We start from the raw sequence: 25693 nt of genomic DNA on the forward strand, positions 1-25693 counted from the left end.
TGTCTAAAGATAAAAGAAAATTTGATCTGGATAATTAAGAGTAGATGGCTTTACAAATGATTCCTCTAAAACACTATAGTTAGCATATTCCTTATCCTTTTCTGCCGCCCAACCAATATTACCATAATCAAAATGCCAATATTCTTTATGGTCACATACAAAATCTTCATTTTCGAAAAGTTTCATCAGAAGTTTACGATTTTTCTTTGCTTCTTCACTAACATCAGGATGTCTGGGATAACATTTTTCATTTAAATCAATATGTAGTCCATCATTGGTTCCAAAATCCAGCACACATTTCTTTTGTAAATCATAAATCAGAGCATCAACTGCACCACCTGTTGAATGTGTAGATTGCCTTTTGGGAGCAATAAAACTTGATACTATTTCGTCAATTTCTTCTATAGTTTTTTCGGGATGTTTCTTTTTCATAAAACCGACTTTTTGATCCCATAGTTTTTGTTGATGATCAAATGATCTCCAGGCTGATCTAATAATTAATTTTTTGCCCTGATTATCCAAAAGTTTACTAATTCGACCTATTTTTTTATAGACCTCTTTTCTAACCAAATAGCGATAGTTTTTTTGAATGGATTTTTCAAATATTAAATTAAAATCCGAATCCTGAAGACTTATCAATGGTGAATGATCCTCCTTTACAGTCATAACAGCGATTTTCTTTTTGTGTATCCTGTCTTTTTCTTCTACTATTGCGCAATACTCTTTTGCACGTATAGGGGCGATGATATTTTTAAAAATATAGGATGAATTCATAGCAGTAACTAATGCGCCATACTTTAATGTAAATGATACATCACTACCCACTTTTAAGTCCTCTTTTTTAGCATTGATGATAATGTGATCACCGCCGGCTCCCAGGATTTCAATATCTAATTTTGGAGTTAGTCCGGTCACCATTACGTCTTGTACACCCATTGCCAAGATAGCCCTTCGTATCATGCCTTGGTCTTTAAATTTTGGTTTATTACCAAAAGAGTCCAGACCTATTTCACCATTGGGTACGGATGATTTGTTTTTCAATTCTATAACTTCAGCCACTAGCATGAAAGCGTCTTGATAAAGTTTTGGAATCGGTTTTCCTGTTAAGGGTTCATAACCCAAAAATATAGATTCTCCTAATCTCAAATTATTTATCCTGCCAACATCTTTTGTAGTGCTGAACCAATTATAATTAGCCGAATTTCCTCCTGAAATTATGGATAGTTTAATATGAAATTTTTTTTCAATACTAACAGCAATAGTAGAAAGCATGTCCATCTTTTCTGTTGTGGGTTTGACTCCAGAAAAACAAGCAAGATTTGTGCCTATCCCTTTAAGCTCAATGCCTTTAAGTGTTAGTACCTTTTTGATGGTATTTTCCAATTGTGATGGAACTATTCCTTCTCGTAGATCTCCCAACTCGACCATAATTATGATTTTATGGATTTTACCATGTAGGATAGCAAATTCTGAAAGTTTTTTTATAACAGATAATTCCGAATTTAAACTCATATCGGTTTCTAATACTACTGATTCTGCCTGACTTATCATAGGTGTTCTAATTAGTAAAAAGGTAGCTTTCACCTTGGCGTCACGCATTTTTTTAATATTTGCTATTCTTGAGTCGGCAAGAATTTTAACACCGCTTTTTACTAAAACATTAGCAATTTGTGGATGTGCGCAAATTCCTTTAGTAACAGCAATTATGCTTATTCCTTTTGATTGAAAAAGAGAACTTAAAGCCTTAGCGTTATGAGCAATTTTATTAAGATTAATGTCTATTCTTGGGGTTGGCATAGTAATGGGTTGATTTGGATTAAATCAGGGAATATTTCATAAAGTTTTTCTATCAGCTTGCTGCAATCATTTTTTAAGACATCAGTGACAGGTAATTGATATTTTTCTTCATAAGCTTTTGTTATGTTTTCAACTTCTTGGTCATTCATATCTTCATGATTGATTGTTATTGCAATTACCTTGGATCCTGAGAAGGTTTCTAACATTTTTATTTCACTTTCTAGTGTTGGCATGGGAATTTTAGGAAAATCACACCTGGTGCGTCTTTTTGGTGGGTGTTGAAGGATAATAGCCTTAGGCATAGCGCCTCGGAGGATTGCACTTGAAGAGGTAAATGCCGGATGACTAAGTGCTCCTTGACCTTCTACTACAATAATATCAGGTTGTTCTTTAATTGCTTCCAGAATAGCATTTTCTACTTCTCCGGTAGCAAAACCAGAACTTAGAACATCTATGGCAATACCATATTTTGAACCTTGAAGTATTCCTGTTTGGCCTGTGGTTATGAAGATGGCGTTCAAACCTTCATTCTTTAGAGCTTCTACCAACTTAAGTGCGGTGGTTCGCTTGCCAACTGCGCAATCTGTTCCGGATATCTTTATTATTGGTGTTTGAACATTTCTAATTTTGCCGGTAAATTGGTGAAGATTTTTTTTCGAAGGTGGTTTTCTTACATCAAAAATAGATACATTATATTTTTTTGAGAGATGAATACAAACTTCATCATCTGAAAGAAACTCTGGAAGCCCATTTACAATGTGCATTCCAGTCTTAATGGCGGTGTATATAATTTTTTTCTCTTCATCACTAAGTAAGGGCTGGAGAGGAGCAATTCCGTAGATAAAGTATTCCGGAATACTATCCAACATTTCGATAGCTTGATTAAAATTTTGGAATATTGGTATTCCATTTTTGATTCCATCTAAATATTCTCCTGCATCCAGACCTGATTTTGTGCTATCAATAATACCAACGATTTTATACTTGTCAGAATGCCGTACAAGACCGTTTGCTATTTTGCCGTCCAATTTGGCAAATTCATTTTCGCAGTAGACAATTGCCGATGTTTTCATAATTTGTGTGATTTAAGATAAAAATAGATTTCAGAAAGAGTTTAACTTCCTACCAATGCTCTTGCTGTCAAACCTAATTCCCATCTATCAGGATCATTTTGAAATCCACAGTAGTAAACTCCACTAATATATCTCCGAACGATCAAGGAAATATTAGGGTTTATTTTAGTGAATACTGTATCTCCTACTTCATATTTTAGAATTACATTTTTATTTAGTTTCATAATTAATATTAGAAGAGGTTTATTTTTTTCATTTCTTTTGCCCCCAGAGAATTAATTAATAAGTAAATAACCTCTGAGGATAAAAAGAATCAGCAAGAAAGATGACGATTTTAAAGAATCTATTCGAATGGCTTTAAGAATTTGACTAATTATGTGTCGTCATTTTATATTAAAATTGATCCATAACATTGATTTGTGTATTGTTTTAATATTTTCTTACTAAAGAATATTTGTGTTATAAGGTTTTATTCAACTTTATTAAGAAAGGCAGAGTTTTTAATTTCTACTTTTTTATTACCTGAAATGTTCTGTAGTATTTGTCAAATACTCCATAGTTATTATCATTTTGGTAATTCTAGGGCGGGGCGTTCAGGATTCATTTTTGAAAACGATTATGTTCTCATTCTATAATATTTATTACAAAGATCTCCATAATTAATCGATGCAAGGTTATACAAATAGGAATGGAATGTTACATAAATCATAGGTTTTTAGTTTTTTGTAAAAAACTGATTTATACATTGGGATATTAACAGTTATTTCTTTCCAAAGTTTTCGTCTTTTAATTTAGAATCGCAATAAGGACAAACTTTTTTAGTAAATACATGCTCTGTTCCATCTGAGAAAGTGCCCGTTTAGGAAAATGACAGGATACTTTTGTCTCTTTTTAAGGCAGATTTTCCTGCAAAAATTATTGGGGTTCCACATTTTAAACATTTAACTTCCATTTTCCTAGAAGGGTGGGTTTATTCTTTATATAAAAAATTTACTAGTGTAGTCTATTGTTTTGCTAGGATTTATTAATAACAAAGAGCAGTTCGATAAATGGCAAAAATCAATAGAAAAATGCTTAAAAAAGATAAAAAATAAGATAAGTTATCAAGCTTTTATAAAAATATAAGCGTTTGAATATTAGTATTTTAATCATTAAAAAAGCCCAAACAAATTGTTTGGGCTTTTAAGGTGGTGCCTCCAGGAATCGAACCAGGGACACAAGGATTTTCAGTCCTTTGCTCTACCAACTGAGCTAAGGCACCTTGTTGTAAGCGGATGCAAATATAGAACGCTTTTTTTAATCCTCAAAAGAAAAAATTAAAAAAATCGTTTTGTACTTTTGCAACTTAGAAATAATGATATGAATCTTGTCGTTGATGTAGGGAATACGTATACTAAAATTGGAGTTTTTGATACATCTGAAATTGTTTATAAAAATACAATTAAACAGAATTCTTTTAAAAAGGAGATAGAGCGTGTGAAAAAAGAATACCCTCTGATTGCCAAAGCAATAGTTTCTTCTGTTGGAAATATGAATAAAGATCAAATACTGTATGTCAAGAATTCTTTTAATACTCTAATGTTGGATCATAAGGTTAACATGCCATTTAAAAATTTATATAAAACACCAAATACTCTGGGTATTGATCGTATGGTTCTTGTTTCGGCTGCAGTAGATCAGTTCCCAAAGAAGAATACCCTGATTATTGATGCAGGAACTTGTATTACCTACGATTTTAAAAATGAAAAAGAAGAATATATTGGTGGAGCAATAGCTCCCGGGTTACGATTACGATATAGCAGCTTAAATAATTTTACTGCAAAATTACCACTGTTAGAATTGACATCTCCCCAAAATCACATAGGAAAAAGTACAGAAGAAGCTATACATTCGGGTGTGGTTTTCGGAATTTTATATGAAATTAAAGGAGTAATTGAAGAATATTGCAACATTTATCCTGATTTAACAGTTATTTTAACCGGAGGAGATGCACATTTTTTGTCTAAAAGATTAAAAAATGGCATATTTGCCACTTCCAATTTTTTATTGGAAGGATTAAACTGCATTTTAGCTTTTAATAATAGTAGATGATAAAGAAGATTTTAGTAGTTGTATTAGTGCATATTGCGGTAATATCTTATGCTCAGGAGGGAACCTCTTCACCGTATTCTTTTTATGGAATTGGAATACCAAAATTTAAAGGAACGGTAGAAAATAGATCGATGGGGGGATTAAGTGTACTTGCAGATAGTATTCATTTAAATCTTCAGAATCCAGCATCATTTAGTGAGCTTGGATTAACCTCATATACGGTAGGAACATCATATCGTAATTTTAAATTAAGTAATGCCAATGAATCGTCCTCAGGAGAGAATGCATCATTAGATTACCTTGCTATAGGTGTTCCGGCAGGTAAATTTGGATTCGGATTTGGAGTTATACCACTTACTTCTGTAGGATATCGTATTAATAATATTGTAGATGACGGATCAGAATTTCAATTTGAAGGGACTGGTGGTTTAAATAAGGTTTTTTTAGCTACTGGGGTTAAAGTTAACAAGAATCTAAGCGTAGGTGTAGATTTAAATTATAACTTTGGAAATATTGAGAATAAAACAATACTAAGAAGGCCTGATGTACAGTTTGATACCAGAGAAATAACCAGTACAGATTTATCAGCTTTTAGTTTGTCTTTTGGAGTAAGGTATAAGACTATGGTTTCTGAAAAACTAGAACTGGTTGCTTCGATTGTGTCAACACCATCTTTTGAGTTAAAAGCAGATGGTACCAGAGAACTAGCTACTGTAGTAATTGCAAATAATGGTAGAGAGACGGTAGCAGAAAGACAAGAAATAAACGTTGGTGATCAAAAAATTGATCTTCCTGCCGAGTTTAAATTCGCTAGTGGTATAGGACAGCCAAGAAAATGGTTTGTTGGAGGAGAATATACATATCTTGATTCTGGAGAATTTACTAATATTGTATCCGGTCAGGATAATGTTGAGTATGAAAATGCTTCAAGATTTAAAGCAGGAGGATACTATATCCCTAAGTATAACTCGTTAACGAGTTATTTTAGTCGTGTTGTTTATCGGGCAGGATTTCGATATGAAGAGACAGGATTGAATATAAATGGAAATTCGATTGATGAGTTTGGCATATCTTTTGGAGTAGGACTACCAGTTGGCAGATTATTCTCTAATGCTAATATAGGTTTTGAGTATGGTCAACGAGGGACAACAGATTTTGGATTAGTTAAAGAAGAGTTTTTTAACGTTTCTTTGAGTTTATCATTAAATGATAAATGGTTCAGGAAAATAAAATTTAATTAAATACAATAATTAACACAGCTATGAATACGAAAGTTTTATTTGTTATAGCAACAGGATTAGTTTTGAGTACTACAAGTATAAATGCTCAAGCTACGGACTGTGCAACGACAGCTTCTATTGCTTATGAACATGCAAAGGTAAAGAACTATGATGCGGCAGAAGAGCCATTATGGAAAGTAAGAAAAGAATGCCCTACATATAGTGTTGCGACGTATCAATTTGGAAAAAAATTGTTAGAAGCAAAATATAAAAAAGCTTCTGGTGCGCCTAAAACAACTTTGGCAAATGAATTGATTGCCTTGTGGAAAGAGCGTTTTCAGTATTTTCCAGGAAAGACCAAAATTGGAGATATGCATTCTGATATAGGTCAACTCATGTATGATAATAAAATTGGTACTAAAGAAACTCAATTTGCTGAATTTGATAAAGGATATTCAGAGGATAAGAAAAACTTTAAAAGACCAAAAAAGTTATACACGTATTTCTCACTTTTTGTAGATCTTCACGGTGAAGGAAAAAAAGAACTTCAGGGCGTTTTTGATTTGTATGATGATGTTACAGAAAAAATCGAAAATGAAGAAAATAGGTTAGCAAAAATTATTGCAGAACTTACAGAAAAAGAAGAAGCAGGTACAGCTTTATCTTCTAAAGAGAAAAGAGCATTAAAAAACTCAGGAATTAATTTAACAGCTTTTAGTAAAGTAAAAGCTGGAATTAATCAGAAATTAGGAGAATTAGCAGATTGTAAAAACCTGATTCCTTTATATACAGGACAATTTGAAGCAAAGAAGGCTGATATAAATTGGTTAAAAGGTGCTGCAGGTAGAATGTCTGCAAAAGAATGTACAGAGGATCCATTATTCTTTAAGTTGGTAGAGGCATTACATAAATCAGATCCTTCTGCTAAAACAGCTTACTATTTAGGACTTTTAGCTTTAAAAGATAAAAAGACTACTACTGCATTAAAGTATTTTAATCAATCAGCAGAATTAGAAACTAAATCAAGTGATAAGGCAAAGGTATACTTCAAGATTGGTGAGATAATGAAAAAGCAAGGTAGTAAAGGAAAAGCCAGAAGCTACTATAGAAAAGCATTAAAACAAAAACCTTCTATGGGGATATGTTACTTGAGAATAGCAAGTATGATTGCTAGTAGTGCAAATAGTTGTGGAACCGACGTGTTTAGTAAAAGAGCGGTATATTGGTTGGCTGAAAACTATGCTAGAAGAGCTGGGAAAATAGATCCAAGCTTAAAGTCTACAGCAAATAAATATGCAGCAAATTATCGCGCTAAGGCTCCGACAAAGACAGATATTTTTAACAACCCAGGAATAACATCCGTTAGTGTTGGATGTTGGATTGGAGAAACCGTTAAGGTGCCTAAACTGTAATGCAGGATAAAAAAAAATATATATTAATGAACATTGTCATAGCATTTGCTGTGACAATGTTTTTTTCATGCCAATCTAAAAAAATAACTTCTCCCGATTATTTAGAATCCGAAGAAGCTCCTATTGCAGAAGCTTTTGAAGTAAATCTTAAATATACTGATTCAGGAAGGCTTACCGCTATATTAAAAGCATCTAGAATTTTAGACTATTCTAATCGATCTTTTGCGTATCATGAGTTTCCAGAAGGAATCATATTAGATATTATAGATGAAGATGGAAAAGTAAGTGTGGTTACCTCTGATTATGCAATTTCTTATCAGGAAACAGGAATAATTGATATGAGAGGTAATGTAGATATCCTAACAGCAGATAGTACACATTTACAAGCAAAACAATTGTATTGGAATCAAAACCTTAGCTGGGTATTTACCGATCAATCGTATAAAAGTTATCTCCCGGATGGTACTATTAATGAAGCAGATGGTTTTGATGCTAATCAGGATTTTACTATCTTGAATTCAAGAATTAATGACGGAGTAATGTTTATAGAGGAGTAATCCACTACTATGAAGAAAGTATTTAAATTTTTTGAATATGCCTATTTAGTAATTATGTGCTTTTTTTTATATGAGGCATATGAAGAATGGGGGCAAGAAGGAGGGAGAAGTATGCTCTATCTTTTTTTTGCAATAGCAGCGATCTTTATGTTTTTCTTTAAAAGAAACTTTAGAAAAAGATTTGAAGCAAATAACAAGAACTAATTCATGGAATTACATTTTATTGTTATTATACTTTGTTTAATTCTTTCAGCTTTTTTTTCAGGGATGGAAATTGCTTATGTTTCCTCAAATAAAATTCATATTGAAATTGAAAAAAAACAAGGAGGGTTTATATCAAATATCCTTACTCGTTTAACCAAAAAACCTTCTAAGTTTATTGCAACAATGCTTGTTGGTAATAATGTGGCTTTGGTGATTTATGGGTTTTATATGGGAGAGGTATTGATGAGTCTATTTAGTTCGTTACTACCATCACCATATTGGGTATTAGACTATTTTATTACAGAATTAAATCTTTTGACCCAAACCATTATTTCTACAGGGATTATTTTAATTACTGCTGAGTTTTTGCCAAAAGTATTTTTTCAAATTTACTCAAATACGTTGCTTAAAATATTTTCTTTTCCTGCTTATGTCTTTTATATTATTTTTTCGCCAATTTCATCATTTGTAATCTGGGTTTCAGATTTTGTGCTCAAGAAGTTTCTAAAAACTGATGGAGATCAGGTTCAACTAGCTTTTAGTAAAACAGAATTAGGGGATTATATTAGTGAGCAGATGGAGACCGTTGAAAAAGATGATGAAATAGATAGTGAAATTCAAATTTTTCAAAATGCTCTTGATTTTTCTGATGTCAAATCAAGAGAGGTAATGATTCCTAGAACCGAGGTGGTTGCTGTAGAGAAATCCCAATCTATAGAAGAAGTTAGTAAAATATTTATAGATACCGGGTTGTCAAAAATAATTGTATATAACGGCAATGTAGATGATATTATAGGGTATGTACACTCTTTTGAATTGTTTAAAAAGCCAAAGTCTCTAAGAGCAATTTTACTTCCTGTAGTTTTTGTGCCAGAGACAATGTTTGTAAAAGATGTGCTTAATCTTTTGACAAAAAAACATAAAAGTATAGCGGTTGTTATCGATGAGTATGGAGGTACTAGTGGTATTATTACTGTAGAAGATATTGTGGAAGAGCTATTTGGTGAGATTGAAGACGAACATGATTCTATAGAACTTATTGAAGAACAAGTTGCTGATGACCAATATAGGTTTTCTGCAAGAATAGAAGTAGATCATATCAATGAATTGTATAAATTAGACCTTCCTGAAGATGAAAATTACGAAACCCTGGGAGGGATGATTGTAAATCATACAGAAGAAATTCCACAACAAGGAGATGAAGTAAAAATAGATGGATTTAGAATTAAAATTATAGAGACTTCTAATACCAAAATTGAAATTGTCGAATTACAAGTGATTACTGAGGAGTGATTTTGGTTCTTGTTGATTTAAAATAAAAGTCGATTCTTCTCGGTTTTTATGTGCTCCTTATTTTAAAAAGTTTCCTGATACCGTTAATATGTATACTATTTTTTGTGCCTTTACTTTTAGGAAGTTTATGGCTTACTGTTACATGTAAAATAACACAATTTTTTATTGTTTATCGAGTTATAAAACAATAAAAAGATGATTTAATTTAGGTGAAAATGCATCATAAAGACTTTGTTGACCTTATTTACATAAAAAAAGCAAAAAACTTAATAATACTTTCAGAATTTTAATTGGTATTATTACAATAAAATGGTACTTTCGCCCACTATATTTTGAATAAATAATTACACATCATGGCAGTTTTAAATAAAATCAGACAACGTTCGGTTTTTCTTATTGTAATCATTGCATTAGCACTTTTCTCTTTTGTTTTGGCGGATTTGATTCGTAACGGAGGAGCAATTTCACAAAAAGCTGAAAATGTAATCGCAACGATAAACGGAAAAGATATTGATAGAACTGATTTTGCTAGAAAAGTAGAAACAGCTTCTAGAAGTTTTGGAGGAGGATCATCAAGCATTCAGGCTGTTAATTACGTATGGAACCAAGAAATACGTGAAACAGTTTTTGAAGAGCAATTTGAAGAGTTAGGGATTATAGTAGGTGAAGATCAAGTAAATCAATTACTGGAAGAATCCTTAGCAAACAATCCAACGTTTCAGAATGAGGCTGGAGTTTTTGATAAGGCTAAAATGCAAGAATATGTTGCAAATGTAAAAGCAACATCTCCACAAGCTTACCAACAGTGGTTGGAGTATGAGGTTTCTATTAGTAAAGGAGCTCGTGAGCAAGTGTATCTTAATATGATCAAAGCTGGTGTGGGATCTACATTAAAAGAAGGTGAATTGGTGTATAAGATGGAAAATGATAATGTAGATATTAAATATGTGCAATTACCATTTTCTAGTATTGAAGATGCAGAAGTTAATGTAACTGATGCAGAAATTAAAGCTTATGTTGATGCACATGCAGATCAGTATAAAGCAGAAGCTTCAAGAAGTATACGATATGTGCTTTTTAATGAAGAAGCAAGCCAGGAAGATATAGATGAAATCAAAGGAAGAGTTGCAAGTTTATTGGATGATAAAGCAGAATTTGAAAATGGGAAAACAGATACCGTTAAAGGATTCAGAAATGTTGAAAATGTAGAGGATTATGTTAATCAAAACTCTGCTGTAAAATTTGATGATCGTTTTAAGTTCAAAAAAGATTTACCAGCTACAGTAGCTGATACAATTTATAACCTAGAAGTAGGTGATGTCTATGGGCCATATAAGGATGGAGATTTTATTAAAGTTTCTAGGGTTGTTGCTCAAAAGCAAATACCAGATTCTGTAAAAGCAAGTCACATTTTAATTTCTTGGGTAGGATTAGGGACTGCTGGTGATACAAAACGTACCAAAGAAGAAGCGAAAGCTCTAGCAGATAGTATCATTGGTGTTACCAGAGTAGATAAAGCTAAATTTGCAACATTAGCTTCAGAATTCTCTGCTGACAGTTCTAATAAAGATAAAGGAGGAGATTTAGGATACTTTACTCCGGGAGCTATGGTTCCTGTTTTTAATGATTATTGTTTTGATAATAAAACAGGAGATCAGGGTATTGTAGAAACTCAATTTGGGTATCATATTATTAGTATCGAAGATCAGACAGATGAAGAAAGAGCTATAAAAGTGGCAACTGTAGCACAAAAGGTAGAGCCAAGTGAAAAGACAATAAATGCAATTTTTACAGAAACTACTAAATTTCAAATCTCTGCAAAAGACAAGGATTTCGAAGAAGTGTCTAAAGAAAATGAATTAACCGTTCGACCAGTTAATAATATTAAAGAATTAGATGAGAATATCCCTGGATTAGGTGCTAGAAGAACAGTAGTGCAGTGGGCATTTAATGAGGAATCTAAAATTGGTGAAATAAAACGATTTGATATCCCAGAAGGGTATGCTGTGGTTCAATTAACTGCAAAATCAGATAAAGGGACTATGACAGTTGAAGATGCTAGTCCTACGGTAAAGCCAATTCTAATTAAAGAGAAGAAGGCAGAAACATTAAAAGCTAAAATTTCTGGAACTGCTCTTGATGCAATTGCACAAAGTCAAGGTCAAACAGTAAAAGTAGCTTCTGCATTAACAATGAAAACTCCTACTATTAGTGGAGCTGGAACAGAGCCAAAAGTGGTGGGTACTGCTTTTGCTTTAGAAATAGGGAACGTTTCTGGTCCTATTGTAGGTAACAATGGAGTGTATGTAGTAGAGGTGACGAAGAAAACACCTGCAAGTGGTTTAGAGACTTATATGAGCTATGCTTCACAAGCATCTAAAACACAAGCTGGGTTAGTGAACTCTAAAGTTTTTGATGCGCTTAAAGAAGCTGCAGAGATTGAAGATAAAAGAGCTAGATTTTACTAAGATTTAAATCATATAAATAAGAAAGCCTGAAGTTGAGACTTCAGGCTTTCTTATTTTATAAAGTGAATTAAAGTTTTTCTAACTTCTAACTTTTTGTTCCCATTTCCAGGCAGAACTGAGTGAATCATCCAGACTGCTTTTTGCTTTCCAGCCTAATTCATTATTTGCTTTGGTAGTATCAGCATATGCTGCGGTAATATCACCTTCTCTTCTTTCGACAATTTTATAGTTCAGCTTTTTGTCAGATGCTTTTTCAAAAGAATGGATTACTTCTAAAACAGAGCTTCCGGTTCCTGTGCCTACATTAAAGACTTCATAGTTAGATTTATTATTATCTTCTAATAATCGTTGTAAGGCTACTACATGAGCTTTTGCTAGATCTACCACATGAATGTAGTCTCTGATGCAAGTTCCGTCTACTGTAGGGTAATCATCACCAAAAACTGATAATTGTTCTCTAAGGCCGATAGCGGTCTGTGTAATAAAAGGAACCAGGTTCTGAGGCACACCAATAGGTAATTCACCAATTTCAGCTGTAGGATGTGCTCCAATTGGGTTAAAATAGCGAAGAGATATAGCTTTTAGTGCTGGGTGTACTTTGCAGGTATCTCTTATGATTTCTTCACCAATTTGTTTTGTGTTTCCATAAGGAGATTCTGCAGCTTTTACGGGTGCATCTTCGGTAATCGGAAGTTCATCTGCTTGCCCATATACGGTACATGAAGAACTGAAAATAAAATTAGCAGAAGCTTTTTCTGTTAGTTGCTGCAGCATGAAAACTAAGGTTGACAAGTTGTTTTCATAGTATAGTAAGGGTTTTTCTACGCTTTCTCCAACGGCTTTTGAGGCTGCAAAATGAATGACGCCTTCAATATCATGATGACGTTTAAAAAACTCCTGCACTTTATCCTTTTCTCTAAGATCGAATTGTTCAAAAATTACATCTTTACCTGTGATGGCATGTATTCCTTTGATAACATCAGGAGAAGAATTAGAGCAATTGTCTATAATAACAACTTCATATCCTTTGTTTTGTAGCTCTACTACGGTATGAGAACCTATAAATCCCAATCCCCCCGTGACTAAGATTTTCATATGTAAAATGATTTAATGTTTGAACCAACGAAGGAACAATAATTAAAGGATTTTAGCAACTTCTTGATTTACAAATTCTAAAAATCTTTCATCTTTTTCTGTGAAAGGGTTTGGGGTTTCAGAATCTATATCAATTTGTCCGATATTTTCTCCATTTTTGAATAATGGAATTACAATCTCTGATTTAACAGTAAAGCTGCATGCAATATAATTGTCCTGTGCTTGCACATCAGGAACTACAAAGTTTTCATTAGATACAGCTACCTGACCACAAATACCCTTCCCGAAAGGGATAATAACATGATCTGTTTCTGCGCCAACATATGTGCGAAGTTTTAGTTCCTCTTTGTCTTCGTTTTTAAAATAAAAACCAACCCAATCATAATAATCAATCTTGTCTTTGAGTAATTGACAAATCGTATGTAATCTATCTGTTACTGATTGGTCTTCATTTTTTAATAGCTGTATTACTTGGGGTTTTAACTCTTCAAATGGCATTCCTTACAATTTTACCGGCAAAAATATCTAAAATATTTAGAAAAGTCCTGAATTCTTAATGGTATAGTTTTGTTAAAAAAAATATTCAAAGAGAAATACTTTTGTTAATTGTTTTAAATATTAAATTAACTTTGTGGTTTTTGGAATAATTAATAGACGAATAAATTTTCTGATTCTATGCAAAGGAATTTAAATATATTGAATGTTAGATATGGATTACTTCTGGTTATAGTGACATTGATTTCAATTTCTTGTAATCAAGATAAAAAACCAGTCACTGTTACACAGAATGAATTAGATGGAAGTGTTGATCTAAATATCACAAATGAAGTGTCTGAAGTTAAGTTTTCGGATGGAAAAACCCTTGAAATATATGGCTTATATCTTAATATCAAAGCAGCACTAGTGAATTCAAATAGTGAAGGTGTTCAGGTAGAGGCAAAAAAGCTGGAAGCTGCCATAGGTGTGTTAGAAGAGTATAAATCTCTTAAGGCAACTTCAAAGCTAATTTCCTTAACCAAAGACATAAAAGAACAACGTAATTTTTTTGTTTCTTTAACCAACGAAACTGAGAAGTTAATACATGATGCAAAAATAACTTCAGGAGCTGTATATAAACAGTTTTGTCCAATGGCTTTTGATGGAGAAGGAGGGTATTGGTTGTCTGATTCTGAGGAAATTAGAAATCCTTTTTTTGGAGATAAGATGCTTGTTTGTGGAAGTGTGAAAGATGTTTTTAAGTAAAATAATGAACTGAAAAGAAAAATAATTTATGGCTCAGTGTGCGAAAACACTGAAAATAAAAATATTGACTATATTTAAAGATATCAAGCATGTAATTGATATAGTTTTTGAGGGAAATCTATATGAATGGGAATATGCGAGATATTTATTGTAATTGGGATAAAAACAAAAATGGATATGATAGAGAGAAAATTAATGCTATTGATTTTTTCTGTACTGTTTTTTTCTTGTAATGATAATGTAAAAGCAATTCCTGGGCCTACGGCTCAAACTATTGCCCTTTTAGAGAGATCTAAAGCATTACAGGCACGAGGAGAAAAAGTAGAGCAGAGTATGCTCAGAAAAAAAGATTCAATAGTCATGCTGATAGGCGGTGAATCGAGTGCAGAAAGTACTGATGATACAAAAAAAACTATCGCTGCAGATGGTATTGTGAATACAGAAAATGCTGTTGATACAAATGATGAAGGTTTTGTGAATATAGAGGAGATGTCCAGTGAATTTGTTTTGGATATGCGATATGCTACTTCTAATAATTTTTTGAAAGAGAAAGTATATTCCTGTGCTAAGTGTTATGTTAGAAAGGAAGTTGCAGAAGCACTCGTAAAAGCAAATAATGATCTCCTTGCACAAGGCTATAGAATAAAGCTCTTTGATTGTTATCGCCCGCATAGTGTTCAGAAAAAGATGTGGAAGATTTTTCCTAATCCTGGATATGTTGCTGATCCTAAAGGGGGATCTATTCATAATAAAGGTGCGGCAGTAGATATCACTTTAGTAAGGTCAGCAGGTGGTGGCGTAGATATGGGAACAGATTTTGACCATTTCGGGAAAGAAGCACATCATTCATATAATGGTCATTCAAAAACGATACTCAGTCACCGCAAATTGTTGCGTGAAACTATGGAAAAACATGGGTTTAAAACCATAAGGACAGAATGGTGGCATTATAACTTTAAAAGTAATGGAGGTTATAAGATCTCAGATTTTAAATGGAAATGTGATTGAGATTATCGATTATATGGGTATTCATTTATCCAATGAAATCCTCTGTTGATTAATAAAAACTCATTACGCTTTTTCTTTTTAGTTTTGATTTTTAGAGTATCACCATAGTAAATCCCTTCAAAAAAGTATAAGCTATCTTGTATGTGGTATTGAAGTTTTTGAACATCTGTACTGTCTCGATATGCAGTAAGCTCTAATGTTTTAGAAATAGTATCAGTTTTCTCTTTTTTGTATATAAACTTTTCATCCATTGTTTGTAGCCCCGTATAACGCTTGTCCACTAAAATTCTTTTCCAGCGTATAGTGTCTGTTGTCAATGGGGGCAAAGTGTCGTTATTTTTTATAAATTCTATGACTTCATAGATGCCATATAAAGAGGATTTAGGTGCTTCTTTACCCCATTTTTTTTGGCCTTCGGCAGATTCGCTGATATTGGTGTATAGAAAAAAACAAATAACTAAAGTTTTGGCAATTAAAGTAGCAGTTTTTGCTTTATGTTTAGTAAAATAAGGTGTGAATACTTTTGGTTGTACAGGCTTGTTAAGAAGCAGAAAATTTATTATACGTTTTAGGTCTGGTGCTAATAAAAAGAGCCCCATAATGGTTAGTAGTCCACTATATAATTTTACAGGTATGTCGTAACTCATGTTCATCATAAAAACATTGAACATAACAGCAACTGTCATTAAGGCTCCAAATAAAGTAGTCTTTCTAAAAACTAGTAATATACCTGCTATTATTTCTGCGTAACCAGAAAATCTTGTGTAAGTGTCACTATATTCCATGAAATTCCACATTAAACCCATAGGGGAGGAATTGCCATAAGTTTTTACAAGATCCATAAGACTTAACTCAGAGAATTGCAAGGTAAATGCTTTAGAAAACCCATAAGAAAACATAGTTGCAGCAATGTAGTATCTAACAAATACTCTTAGATACATGAATAGTGTTGAGTAATTTTTTCTTCTAAAATCTAAAAAACTCCAAATAACCGATGTGATTATTGCTATGCTTAAAGTAATAAATTGAAAAATATAATCCGCAGTAGTATCTCCGCTTCCGTTAGGTCCTATTATAATCTCATACTTGATTCCTAAAATATTTTTCCCTACCCAAACCGAAAGCTCTTGCGTCCAATTAGTGTAAAATGAAAATAAATCATCTTGCCCAATTATACTTCCTATGTAATATAGAGGAAATGGGAAAATATTCAGAAAAAGATAAACGAAGAAGAACCTGAATGTGACCAGGGTGGGTAGATTCCAGGAAGTGGTGTTAGAGATATTTTGATTGGATTTCATGCAAACTTATTAATGGTATAGTTTTAAGAAGTAAAAAGAAACTAATATAGGAATGATTTACTAATTTTGCTTATTAATGATGTGAAAAAAAACGACACTCACCGTAGTGAATGCCGTTCTTGAGCACAATTATAAAATCGGAAAAAATTAAAACTGTTCTACTTCTGTACTTCCCTCCCTGGCGATAGTAGAAGGTTTACCTACAGTTACCATGTTTGCAGCATCAAATAATGTAGTTTTGTAAATTGATGTTTCAAAGTAAGGAGCTCTGCAAGGTCTTGTATTTATGACTTAAATTTTGAAATATGTTACTTTATAAATATTGATATGCTTGAGTGGTTAGAAATTCTTCAAATTCGTCTGAAGTAACTAGTTTAGCGAAAATCTGCACTGCATTTTGATAATTTTCTGTTTCAAAAAGTGAATCACCCACCTGGTTTTTGATAATATTAAGTTCATCTTCAAATAGCTTCTGAAACAATATGGTGTCAAATGTTCTTCCGTCGTCCAATAACACTTCATTTTTTAGCCATTGCCATATCTGTGTTCGGCTAATCTCTGCTGTGGCAGCATCTTCCATGAGGTTGTATAGTGCAACTGCACCATTTCCGCCTAGCCAAGTAGCGATATAGTGAATTCCTACATTGATATTGTCGCGAATCCCTTTTTCTGTTATTGTGCCTTCTGGGATAGCTAAAAGATCACTTTCTGTAATTTTCACATCATTTCGTTTCACATCCATTTGATTGGGGTTAGGCATATGTGTGTCAAACACGTTTAAAGCTAATTTCACCAATCCTGGATGTGCTACCCAAGTACCATCATGACCATTTTTTACTTCACGTTCTTTGTCTGCACGTACTTTTGTAAAAGCGATGGCATTTTTTTCTTCATCATCTTTAATGGGAATTTGTGCGGCCATACCTCCAATAGCAAGAATGTTTCTTTTGTGACATCTTTGGATAACCAGTTTGCTATAAGCATCCATAAAAGGGCTGGTCATGGTTACCTGTGATCGATCAGGAACCACAAAACCTTTGTGGTTTCTAAGTTTTTTAATATAGCTAAAGATGTAATCCCATCTTCCACAATTCAATCCAACAATGTGGTCTTTTAGTGCGTATATGATCTCATCTAATTGAAAACTTGCTGTTATAGTCTCTACAAGTACAGTTACTTTTACGGCTCCATGTTCGATGCCAAGATATTCTTCAGAAAAATCTATTACATCATTCCACCAGATAGCTTCAGTAAAATGCTCTAGTTTTGGAAGGTAGTAATAAGGTCCTGTGCCGTTTTCTCTTAATTGCTCATTATTGTGAAACAAATACAATGCAAAATCAAAAAGAGAAGCACTCATTTGTTGTTCTTTTATTAAAAGGTGTTTTTCATTAAGATGTAGACCTCTGGGGCGTACAATTAATGTAGCAATCTTTTCTTTTAGTTGATATGTTTTATCCCTTTTTGGGTTATAAAACGAAATAGTTTTGTTGACGGCATCTTTAAGGTTTTTTTGTCCTTGAAGACAATTTTCCCAAAGAGGAGCATTACTGTCTTCAAAATCTGCCATGAACGTTTTGGCTCCAGAGTTTAAGGCGTTAATGACCATCTTTCTGTCTACAGGACCTGTGATCTCAACTCTACGATCTTGTAGATCAGAAGGGATTGGAGCTGCGGCCCATTCACTGTTACGAATTTCTTTTGTGTTTTCTGGAAAAGAAGGATACGTTCCCAGGTCAAACAACTGTTGCTGACACTCGCGATTTTTTAAAAGAGTTAATCGTTTTTCATTAAAACGATCTTGCAAAGCTTCTAAAAAGGTCAGCGCACCATCGGTTAAAATCTCAGGATGGTAATTTCTAACTTCTTTAGAGAAGCTAATTTTCTGACTAAGGTTTGTCTGTGTTTCCATAACTATATCGTTTTGAGTGAACAATATTAAAAAAAAGTTTTTTATAAAACAAGCGAACGTTCGCTAAATGTGAATTTTTCCTTTTTTTAACAATTACGCAAAAATTGTTACTTTTGATATTATGGCAATAGCAGAAGAATATATTAGATTGATTTTTGGTCTGAAAATCAAGCAGATACGTACAGATAAGGATTTATCACTTTTTGGCTTATCTAAGTTATGTGGACTTTCTAAGTCGTATTTAAACGAGATAGAAAAAGGAAAAAAGTACCCTAAAACAGATAAAATTATCAAGCTTGCAGAAACATTAGATGTTCCTTATGATAGTTTGGTTTCTTTAAAATTAGATAAAAATCTGGCTCCAATCGGTGAAATTTTACAATCTGGAATTTTAGATGAAATCCCTTTGGAGTTATTTGGGATACAACAAAGTGATTTGATTGATATCATTGCAAATGCACCTTCTAAGGTAAATGCTTTTATAAGTACAATTATAGAGATTGCTCAACATTATAATATGAGTCGTGAAGGCTTTTATCTAGCTTCGTTAAGATCATATCAGGAAGCGCATAACAATTTTTTTAAAGATTTAGAAGATAAAGCTATACGTTGTGCTAATTCGTATCAATTAGATCTAACCGGAAAAATATCATCTGTAGAGTTAGAAGAAATCCTGAAGGAAGAATACGGGTATACTATTAATGTTGAAGGTATTCCCAGGGAAGAGGAATTGGATAACTTAAGGTCGGTATTTGTACCGTCAACAAAAACACTTTTATTGTCTGATCGGGTAGATGAGGCGCAGAAAACATTTATCTATGCTAAGGAATTGGGGTATCAATATCTTAATATTAAAGAAAGGCCTTATACTTTTTCATGGATACGATATGATAATTTTGAAGAGGTATTACATAATTTTTATGCATCTTATTTTGCAGGAGCACTAATTATTCCCAGAACTCATCTTAAAGATCATCTCAAAAATCTTTTTGCAATGAAGCGGTTTTCCGAAAAAGCTTTTCATAAAATTATAAACTTATATAATGCTTCTCCTGAATCTTTTTATCAACGTCTGACTAACATCTTACCAAAAGATTTTGGGATGCAGAATGTGTTCTTTCTTCGGTTCACACATAAACTTGGTGTAGAAAAATTTAACTTGGTTAAAGAACTCCATATTACTCATCAGCAACAACCACACGCGAATGAAGTTAATGAACATTATTGCAGACGATGGATGGCAATAAAGACATTGCAGCGTACAGCTAATGAAGGGATCGATTATGCTTTTAATATTCAGATTTCGGATTATGCTGATACAGATCAGCAATATTTGGTGTTTACTTCTGCAACAAAAGACCCATTTAGAAAAGATTATTACCGTAGTATCGGAATAGGGTTTTTGATTTCTTCTGCATTAGAAAAAAAGATCAGTTTTGTTAATGATAATAAAATTCCTAAAGTGAAAGTTGGAGTCACCTGTGAGTCTTGTTCATTATTAGATTGTGAAGTTAGAATGGCACCTCCAAAACGATTAATAGCCAAGGAGAAACATAAGAAAACTGCAGTGTTAGTTGCTGATATTATGAAACAATATTCTTGATTACTTTAGTATAATAATTACTACTAAAAAAAGAAAACCCATCTTGAAAAATCAAGATGGGTTTTACTATTATTCTAGCAGCTGCTTATATTCGCAAACTGGCTTAATTATTATCTATGGCGATTTGCCATTACATCATGCCTGGCATACCTCCACCCATTGGTGGCATTCCGCCTCCAGCAGGAGCATCTTCTTTAATGTCTATTAATGCACATTCGGTAGTAAGAATCATACCAGAAACAGAAGCTGCGTTTTCAAGAGCAATACGAGTCACTTTTTTAGGATCAATGATTCCAGCTTTAAGCATATCTACGTAAGCTTCAGATTTTGCATCATAACCAAAGTTGTCTTTCCCTTCAAGAACTTTAGAAATCACCACAGATCCTTCACCTCCGGCATTTTCTACGATAGTTCTAAGTGGTGATTCGATAGCACGGTTTACGATTTGTACACCTGTTGCTTCATCAGCATTTTCAGTTTTTACATTATCAAGGACAGCTTTAGCTCTAACTAAGGCAACACCACCACCAGCAACAATACCTTCTTCTACTGCAGCTCGAGTTGCATGAAGTGCATCGTCAACACGGTCTTTCTTTTCCTTCATCTCTACTTCAGAAGCAGCTCCTACATATAATACAGCAACACCTCCAGCTAATTTTGCTAGACGTTCCTGTAATTTTTCTTTATCATAGTCAGAGGTTGTAGTTTCTATCTGAGCTTTGATTTGATTTACTCTGTTTTTGATTAAATCTTCACCACCAGCACCATTAACTACAGTTGTATTGTCTTTATCGATAGCTACTTTTTCTGCAGTACCTAGATGTTCTATAGTCGTATTTTCTAATGTAAATCCTCGTTCTTCAGAAATTACTGTACCACCAGTTAAAATTGCAATATCCTCTAGCATTGCCTTACGTCTATCACCAAAACCAGGAGCTTTTACAGCTGCGATTTTAAGTGCACCACGTAATTTATTTACTACAAGAGTAGCTAGCGCTTCACCATCTACATCTTCTGCAATGATTAATAGTGGTTTTCCAGTTTGTGCAACAGGCTCTAAAACCGGAAGTAGATCTTTCATAGCAGAGATCTTCTTGTCATATAATAAGATATATGGAGTCTCAAGATCAGCTGTCATTTTTTCACTGTTTGTTACAAAGTATGGTGAAAGATATCCTCTGTCAAATTGCATTCCTTCAACAATATCTACAGTAGTATCTGTTCCTTTTGCTTCTTCTACTGTAATTACTCCTTCTTTACCAACTTTTTCGAAAGCTTGAGCGATAAGATCTCCAATAGTTCCATCATTATTAGCAGATATAGCAGCTACTTGTTTGATTTTGTCAGAAGAGTCCCCTACTTCTTTAGTTTGGCTAGAAAGATCTTCTGTAATTGCTTGTACGGCTTTGTCAATACCACGCTTTAAATCCATTGGATTAGCTCCTGCAGCTACATTTTTAAGACCTTCTTTAACGATAGCTTGCGCTAATACCGTTGCGGTAGTAGTACCGTCTCCTGCAAGATCATTTGTTTTAGAAGCTACTTCTTTTACCATTTGTGCTCCCATATTTTCCAGAGCATCTTCTAATTCAACTTCTTTTGCTACAGAAACTCCATCTTTAGTTACGGTTGGAGCTCCAAATGATTTACTGATAATTACATTACGTCCTTTAGGTCCTAATGTTACTTTTACTGCATTAGCTAATGCATCTACACCGCGTTTGATACCATCGCGTGCTTCTATGTCAAATTTTATGTCTTTTGCCATAATGAAATTTTATTTTTTATTTCTGTGAAAACAGAAATCTTTAGAATTAAAGTTTAAATTATTTTATAAGGATTAATTACCTTCTCTTTATACGATGGCAAGGATATCATCCTCACGCATAATTAGATAATCTTTTCCATCTAATTTTAATTCTGTACCTGCATATTTACCATAAAGTACGGTGTCACCAACTTTAACGGTCATGTCGTGGTCTTTTTTTCCACCACCTACAGCAGCTACTTTACCTTTTTGTTGTTTCTCCTGGGCAGAATCAGGAATGAATAATCCAGATGCTGTTTGTGTTTCAGCAGGAAGTGGTTCTACAACTACGCGATCTGAAAGAGGTTTAATATTTACTCCCATTATGATTAGTTTTTATTATTAAAATTAAAATGAAATATTCGAAGCTTTTATTTCAGAAATTATGCCATCAAGGCATTACTGACAAATTGAAACAAAAAATGCCGACTGTATGACAAGTCGGCATTTTTTTTAATTATTTTTTAAGATGTTACTCTTTGTTGTCATCTTGAGTAGCAGGAGGAGTTACAGGTGTCTCTACCTGAACATCATCTGTATTTACTTTTGAATCCTGAATAGCACTATCACCCATTAAATCAATATTAGATAATAAGATTAATACTAATAATAATGTTGCTAAAGTCCAGGTACTTTTATCTAAAAAGTCAGTGGTTTTCTTTACCCCACCTAATTGTTGAGTTCCTCCGCCTCCAAAAGAAGAAGATAATCCACCTCCTTTAGGGTTTTGTACCATAATTACTACAACGAGTAAAAATGATACTATGACGATTAATATTAAAAAGATTGAAAACGTTGTCATTGCTATTATATATTGTTATTTATTTTCTTGTAATTTCTTGATGGCTCGAATTTGGTCTGCAAAGAAACCACTTTTTTCGGGATTTTTCAAAATTAATATGTTATATGCTTGAATTGCTTTTTTAAAGTTTTTTTGAGCAAGATATACTCTCGCCAAAGTTTCGGTCATCAACTCATCTGTAGGTAACGTTCTTTCTTTGGCCAAATTGCGTGAAGGAGTATTTTTTGCGGCAGGTTGTATTTTTGGATTATTTGCGATAAACTCATCAATAAGATTAAATTTATCCTTTTGCCCCAGGGTTTGAATAGGTTTCTTTTCCTCGGTTTTGGATGTTAGAGTTTCAGATTCTCCCTCAGTTTTTCTATCAATAGGTGGTATCGAAGTTAGTTTAAGCCATTCTGCAAAAGAATGTGTTTCTTTTGTATTGAAGTCAAGAGGTTTGTCAATTTGTAATGTCTCTTGTGGAGTCTTGGTATTATCGTTTTTCTGTTGATCTTTTTCTGTTGATAAAGGTGTTTCAGGTGCTATAGTCTCAAGCTCCTTAAGGGTACTGCTTTCTTTTCTTTTTGCAAATAATGCTGGATCTAATACATCTTCAGCTTCTTTCATTTTCATTCGCACAGCATCATCCATCGCAATTCTAGGTAATGTCTTTATTTCTTGAGCATCTACAACATGGATATCAGATCTATCCTTCTTTTTTGTCTCTTCTTGCACTTCTGAATTTTCATTAAAGAGATTAGAAGTTATAAAATCAAATAATATACTGCGATCAGTTGTGTATGCTGCAGTTGTTTTGAGTTCTTGATTGTATCTAAAACTTTCTTGGTTTTTTAAACCTTTTAAAAATAAAGATCTTGCCGATTGGAAATAGGGAAATGCTCTGATGATTTTTTCCAGAGAATTTGTCTGCTCTTTGCTTAATTGAGCAGGATTCTGAAGCAAGTATGTAAGTTCTTTAGTATTCAAGTATTTCTAGTTATAATGTATTTACCACCTCGCTAAAGTAGCATTAAATATATCCTGTGTAATCCTTTCATAGATGATTTGTAGTGCTTCTGCTCTTACTGTGTTTTCTGATGAAGCAGCAGGGTAGTCAAAGAAGAATGAAAAGCGTTGTTCTAAATCTTGTTCGGGATCTTTTGCATCATAAAACCTTACGTTTACTGCAATAGTAAGGCGGTTTTGAGCTGCTGTTATATTTGATGTTGCAGTATTAGGTGCAACATAATCTTGTACGATTTCGCCTTCATATACAATATCACCTCCAGATGTTGTTAAACTAAGATTGGTTTGGTTTAGTATTAAATCTTGTAATTGATTGGTGAATTCTTGATCTGCTCCCGGGAACACTCTGGGAGCTTGATTTTGGAAAAAATTAACCTGAAAGGTTTTGGTTTCAGGATTAAGAGATATTCCGCTAAAAGAATAAACTCCGCATCCTTGTATTAAGATTAATATACTTACTGTGGCTATGATATATTTTAGTTTACTCATTATTTTATAAATCGTATTGTTTGATTTTGCGGTATAAAGTACGTTCGCTTATTCCTAATTCTTCTGCTGCAGCTTTACGTTTTCCTCTATGACGCTCTAGTGATTTTTTTATTAATTCTAGTTCTTTGTCATGAAGCGATAACGTTTCTTCTTCCTCTATTTCTTCAGCAAAATGATATTTGTCATCTTCTTTTACAGGGGTTGATGGTGCGTTTATATGCAATACCTCTGTAGAGGTTGCCGGTACGGGTGCTTCAAAATGAGTGTCTTCTTTTTCTTCTTCTTTACGGTAAATTTTTTGAATCAACCCTTCATTATCCTTTTGTACCTGTTGTGTATTGCCACTTTGCATCAGCTCCATAGTTAACTTCTTAAGGTCATTAAGATCACCTTTCATGTCAAAAAGGACTTTATATAAAATTTCCCTTTCATTGCTGAAATCACTGTCCTTTTTTTCTGAAGAGATAACCGCTGGTAAATTACTCCCAATGTTAGGTAGATAACTATGTAATGTAACTGCGGTTATAGCCCTGTTTTGTTCAAGGACTGAAATTTGTTCTGCAATGTTGCGCAATTGCCTAATGTTACCACTCCAATGATATTTTTCTAATAATACAACGGCATCATCACTTAAGCGTATGGTGGGCATTTTGTATTTGGTAGCAAAATCAGAAGCAAATTTTCTAAATAGTAAATGGATGTCATCTTTGCGATCTCTTAGAGGGGGGAGAAGAATTTCTACTGTGCTAAGGCGATAGTATAAATCTTCTCTAAATTTTTCTTTTTTTATAGCTTCAAACATGTTTACATTGGTAGCGGCGACAATACGAACGTCTGTCTTTTGAACTTTTGAAGATCCAACTTTAATAAATTCACCATTTTCTAAAACTCTAAGTAATCTCACTTGAGTAGTAAGAGGCAATTCTCCTACTTCGTCTAAAAAAATGGTTCCGCCATCGGCTACTTCAAAATACCCATTTCGAGTTTGAGTAGCTCCTGTAAAGGCTCCTTTTTCGTGGCCAAAAAGTTCACTGTCTATTGTTCCCTCTGGTATTGCTCCGCAATTTACGGCAATGTATTTGCCGTGTTTACGATGAGAAAGAGAATGTATGATTTTGGGAATACTTTCTTTACCTACCCCGCTTTCTCCGGTAACTAAAACAGAAATATCTGTAGGAGCCACTTGAATCGCTTTTTCTACCGCGCGATTTAGTTTAGGGTCGTTTCCTATAATTCCGAATCGTTGTTTTATGGCTTGAATTGATTCCATTTATTGTAAACTGTTATTTTTTTTAATTTTTTGTATTGAAG

At 33.4% G+C, this 25693-nt stretch carries 23 protein-coding genes and 1 tRNA gene; 10 read left to right on the forward strand and 14 right to left on the reverse strand.

Features of this window, described 5'->3' with window-relative positions; translation table 11 throughout:
• Window positions 1-3 precede the first annotated feature (3 nt).
• From FOF46_RS12470 to FOF46_RS12485, 4 genes are all read right to left on the reverse strand, one after another.
• Window positions 4-1797, reverse strand: coding sequence for an alanine racemase (locus FOF46_RS12470; protein ID WP_143916670.1), 1794 nt, complete (start codon window positions 1795-1797; stop codon window positions 4-6).
• Window positions 1779-2870 carry an N-acetyltransferase DgcN family protein gene (locus FOF46_RS12475; protein ID WP_143916671.1) on the reverse strand — a complete coding sequence of 364 codons (1092 nt, stop codon included), beginning with the start codon at window positions 2868-2870 and terminating at the stop codon, window positions 1779-1781. Before FOF46_RS12475 ends, FOF46_RS12470 begins: the two co-directional genes overlap by 19 nt.
• 41 nt (window positions 2871-2911) lie before the next feature.
• Entirely contained in the window at window positions 2912-3094 is a 183-nt protein-coding gene (locus tag FOF46_RS12480) for a hypothetical protein (RefSeq protein ID WP_143916672.1), read from the reverse strand.
• Window positions 3095-4058: 964 nt separating this feature from the next.
• A tRNA-Phe gene (locus FOF46_RS12485) sits at window positions 4059-4131 on the reverse strand.
• Between the two features lie 98 nt (window positions 4132-4229).
• Between FOF46_RS12485 and FOF46_RS12490 the strand changes: the two genes are divergently transcribed.
• From FOF46_RS12490 to FOF46_RS12520, 7 genes are all read left to right on the forward strand, one after another.
• Window positions 4230-4961 carry a type III pantothenate kinase gene (locus FOF46_RS12490; protein WP_143916673.1) on the forward strand — a complete coding sequence of 244 codons (732 nt, stop codon included), beginning with the start codon at window positions 4230-4232 and terminating at the stop codon, window positions 4959-4961.
• The gene (gene bamG, locus FOF46_RS12495; RefSeq protein WP_109434128.1) at window positions 4958-6202 is read left to right on the forward strand and encodes a BamG family beta-barrel-assembly machinery protein; all 1245 of its coding nucleotides are present in this window, start codon (window positions 4958-4960) and stop codon (window positions 6200-6202) included. The genes FOF46_RS12490 and bamG overlap by 4 nt, the downstream gene beginning before the upstream one ends.
• Window positions 6203-6222: 20 nt before the next feature.
• Window positions 6223-7593, forward strand: coding sequence for a tetratricopeptide repeat protein (locus tag FOF46_RS12500; protein WP_109434127.1), 1371 nt, complete (start codon window positions 6223-6225; stop codon window positions 7591-7593).
• Between the two features lie 26 nt (window positions 7594-7619).
• Window positions 7620-8150 carry an LPS export ABC transporter periplasmic protein LptC gene (gene lptC, locus FOF46_RS12505; protein ID WP_160114010.1) on the forward strand — a complete coding sequence of 177 codons (531 nt, stop codon included), beginning with the start codon at window positions 7620-7622 and terminating at the stop codon, window positions 8148-8150.
• 9 nt (window positions 8151-8159) lie between these two features.
• Complete coding sequence (locus tag FOF46_RS12510; RefSeq protein WP_109434125.1) at window positions 8160-8354, forward strand: hypothetical protein; 195 nt, start codon at window positions 8160-8162, stop codon at window positions 8352-8354.
• A gap of 3 nt (window positions 8355-8357) precedes the next feature.
• Window positions 8358-9647, forward strand: coding sequence for a hemolysin family protein (locus FOF46_RS12515; protein WP_143916674.1), 1290 nt, complete (start codon window positions 8358-8360; stop codon window positions 9645-9647).
• A gap of 353 nt (window positions 9648-10000) precedes the next feature.
• Window positions 10001-12115, forward strand: coding sequence for a peptidylprolyl isomerase (locus tag FOF46_RS12520; protein WP_143916675.1), 2115 nt, complete (start codon window positions 10001-10003; stop codon window positions 12113-12115).
• 78 nt (window positions 12116-12193) lie between these two features.
• Here FOF46_RS12520 and galE read toward each other — a convergent pair whose 3' ends face one another.
• On the reverse strand, window positions 12194-13210 hold the full coding sequence (gene galE, locus FOF46_RS12525) for a UDP-glucose 4-epimerase GalE (RefSeq protein ID WP_109434122.1): 1017 nt from the start codon (window positions 13208-13210) through the stop codon (window positions 12194-12196).
• A 42-nt stretch (window positions 13211-13252) separates the two neighbouring features.
• The gene (locus FOF46_RS12530; protein WP_109434121.1) at window positions 13253-13708 is read right to left on the reverse strand and encodes a GAF domain-containing protein; all 456 of its coding nucleotides are present in this window, start codon (window positions 13706-13708) and stop codon (window positions 13253-13255) included.
• A 177-nt stretch (window positions 13709-13885) separates the two neighbouring features.
• Between FOF46_RS12530 and FOF46_RS12535 the strand changes: the two genes are divergently transcribed.
• Window positions 13886-14452: a DUF3347 domain-containing protein gene (locus tag FOF46_RS12535; protein WP_143916676.1), complete on the forward strand. Its 567-nt coding sequence runs from the start codon at window positions 13886-13888 to the stop codon at window positions 14450-14452.
• Window positions 14453-14629: 177 nt separating this feature from the next.
• A complete protein-coding gene (locus FOF46_RS12540; RefSeq protein WP_235010884.1) occupies window positions 14630-15460 on the forward strand; it encodes a M15 family metallopeptidase in 831 nt (276 codons plus the stop codon).
• Window positions 15461-15462: 2 nt separating this feature from the next.
• Here FOF46_RS12540 and FOF46_RS12545 read toward each other — a convergent pair whose 3' ends face one another.
• Window positions 15463-16761, reverse strand: coding sequence for a hypothetical protein (locus FOF46_RS12545; RefSeq protein WP_109434119.1), 1299 nt, complete (start codon window positions 16759-16761; stop codon window positions 15463-15465).
• A 313-nt stretch (window positions 16762-17074) separates the two neighbouring features.
• Window positions 17075-18673, reverse strand: a complete 1599-nt coding sequence (gene aceB, locus FOF46_RS12550) for a malate synthase A (protein WP_143916677.1) — start codon at window positions 18671-18673, stop codon at window positions 17075-17077.
• 121 nt (window positions 18674-18794) lie between these two features.
• Here aceB and FOF46_RS12555 point away from each other — a divergent pair, with 121 nt between their 5' ends.
• A complete protein-coding gene (locus tag FOF46_RS12555; protein ID WP_109434117.1) occupies window positions 18795-20276 on the forward strand; it encodes a helix-turn-helix domain-containing protein in 1482 nt (493 codons plus the stop codon).
• Window positions 20277-20406: 130 nt separating this feature from the next.
• Here FOF46_RS12555 and groL read toward each other — a convergent pair whose 3' ends face one another.
• The 6 genes from groL to FOF46_RS12585 all read right to left on the reverse strand — a co-directional run bounded on the left by groL (window position 20407) and on the right by FOF46_RS12585 (window position 25652).
• Complete coding sequence (gene groL, locus FOF46_RS12560; protein ID WP_109434116.1) at window positions 20407-22044, reverse strand: chaperonin GroEL; 1638 nt, start codon at window positions 22042-22044, stop codon at window positions 20407-20409.
• Window positions 22045-22131: 87 nt separating this feature from the next.
• The gene (locus FOF46_RS12565; protein WP_025663354.1) at window positions 22132-22407 is read right to left on the reverse strand and encodes a co-chaperone GroES; all 276 of its coding nucleotides are present in this window, start codon (window positions 22405-22407) and stop codon (window positions 22132-22134) included.
• Window positions 22408-22555: 148 nt separating this feature from the next.
• Window positions 22556-22885 (reverse strand): preprotein translocase subunit SecG, encoded by a 330-nt coding sequence (gene secG, locus FOF46_RS12570; RefSeq protein ID WP_109434115.1) that lies wholly within the window; start codon window positions 22883-22885, stop codon window positions 22556-22558.
• A 15-nt stretch (window positions 22886-22900) separates the two neighbouring features.
• Entirely contained in the window at window positions 22901-23854 is a 954-nt protein-coding gene (locus tag FOF46_RS12575; RefSeq protein ID WP_143916678.1) for a hypothetical protein, read from the reverse strand.
• A gap of 21 nt (window positions 23855-23875) precedes the next feature.
• Entirely contained in the window at window positions 23876-24382 is a 507-nt protein-coding gene (locus tag FOF46_RS12580; protein WP_109434113.1) for an LptE family protein, read from the reverse strand.
• Window positions 24383-24386: 4 nt separating this feature from the next.
• Window positions 24387-25652, reverse strand: coding sequence for a sigma-54 interaction domain-containing protein (locus FOF46_RS12585; RefSeq protein WP_109434112.1), 1266 nt, complete (start codon window positions 25650-25652; stop codon window positions 24387-24389).
• Window positions 25653-25693 lie beyond the last annotated feature (41 nt).

This window comes from Aquimarina algiphila (genome assembly GCF_007489275.1).
GTDB lineage: Bacteria > Bacteroidota > Bacteroidia > Flavobacteriales > Flavobacteriaceae > Aquimarina > Aquimarina algiphila.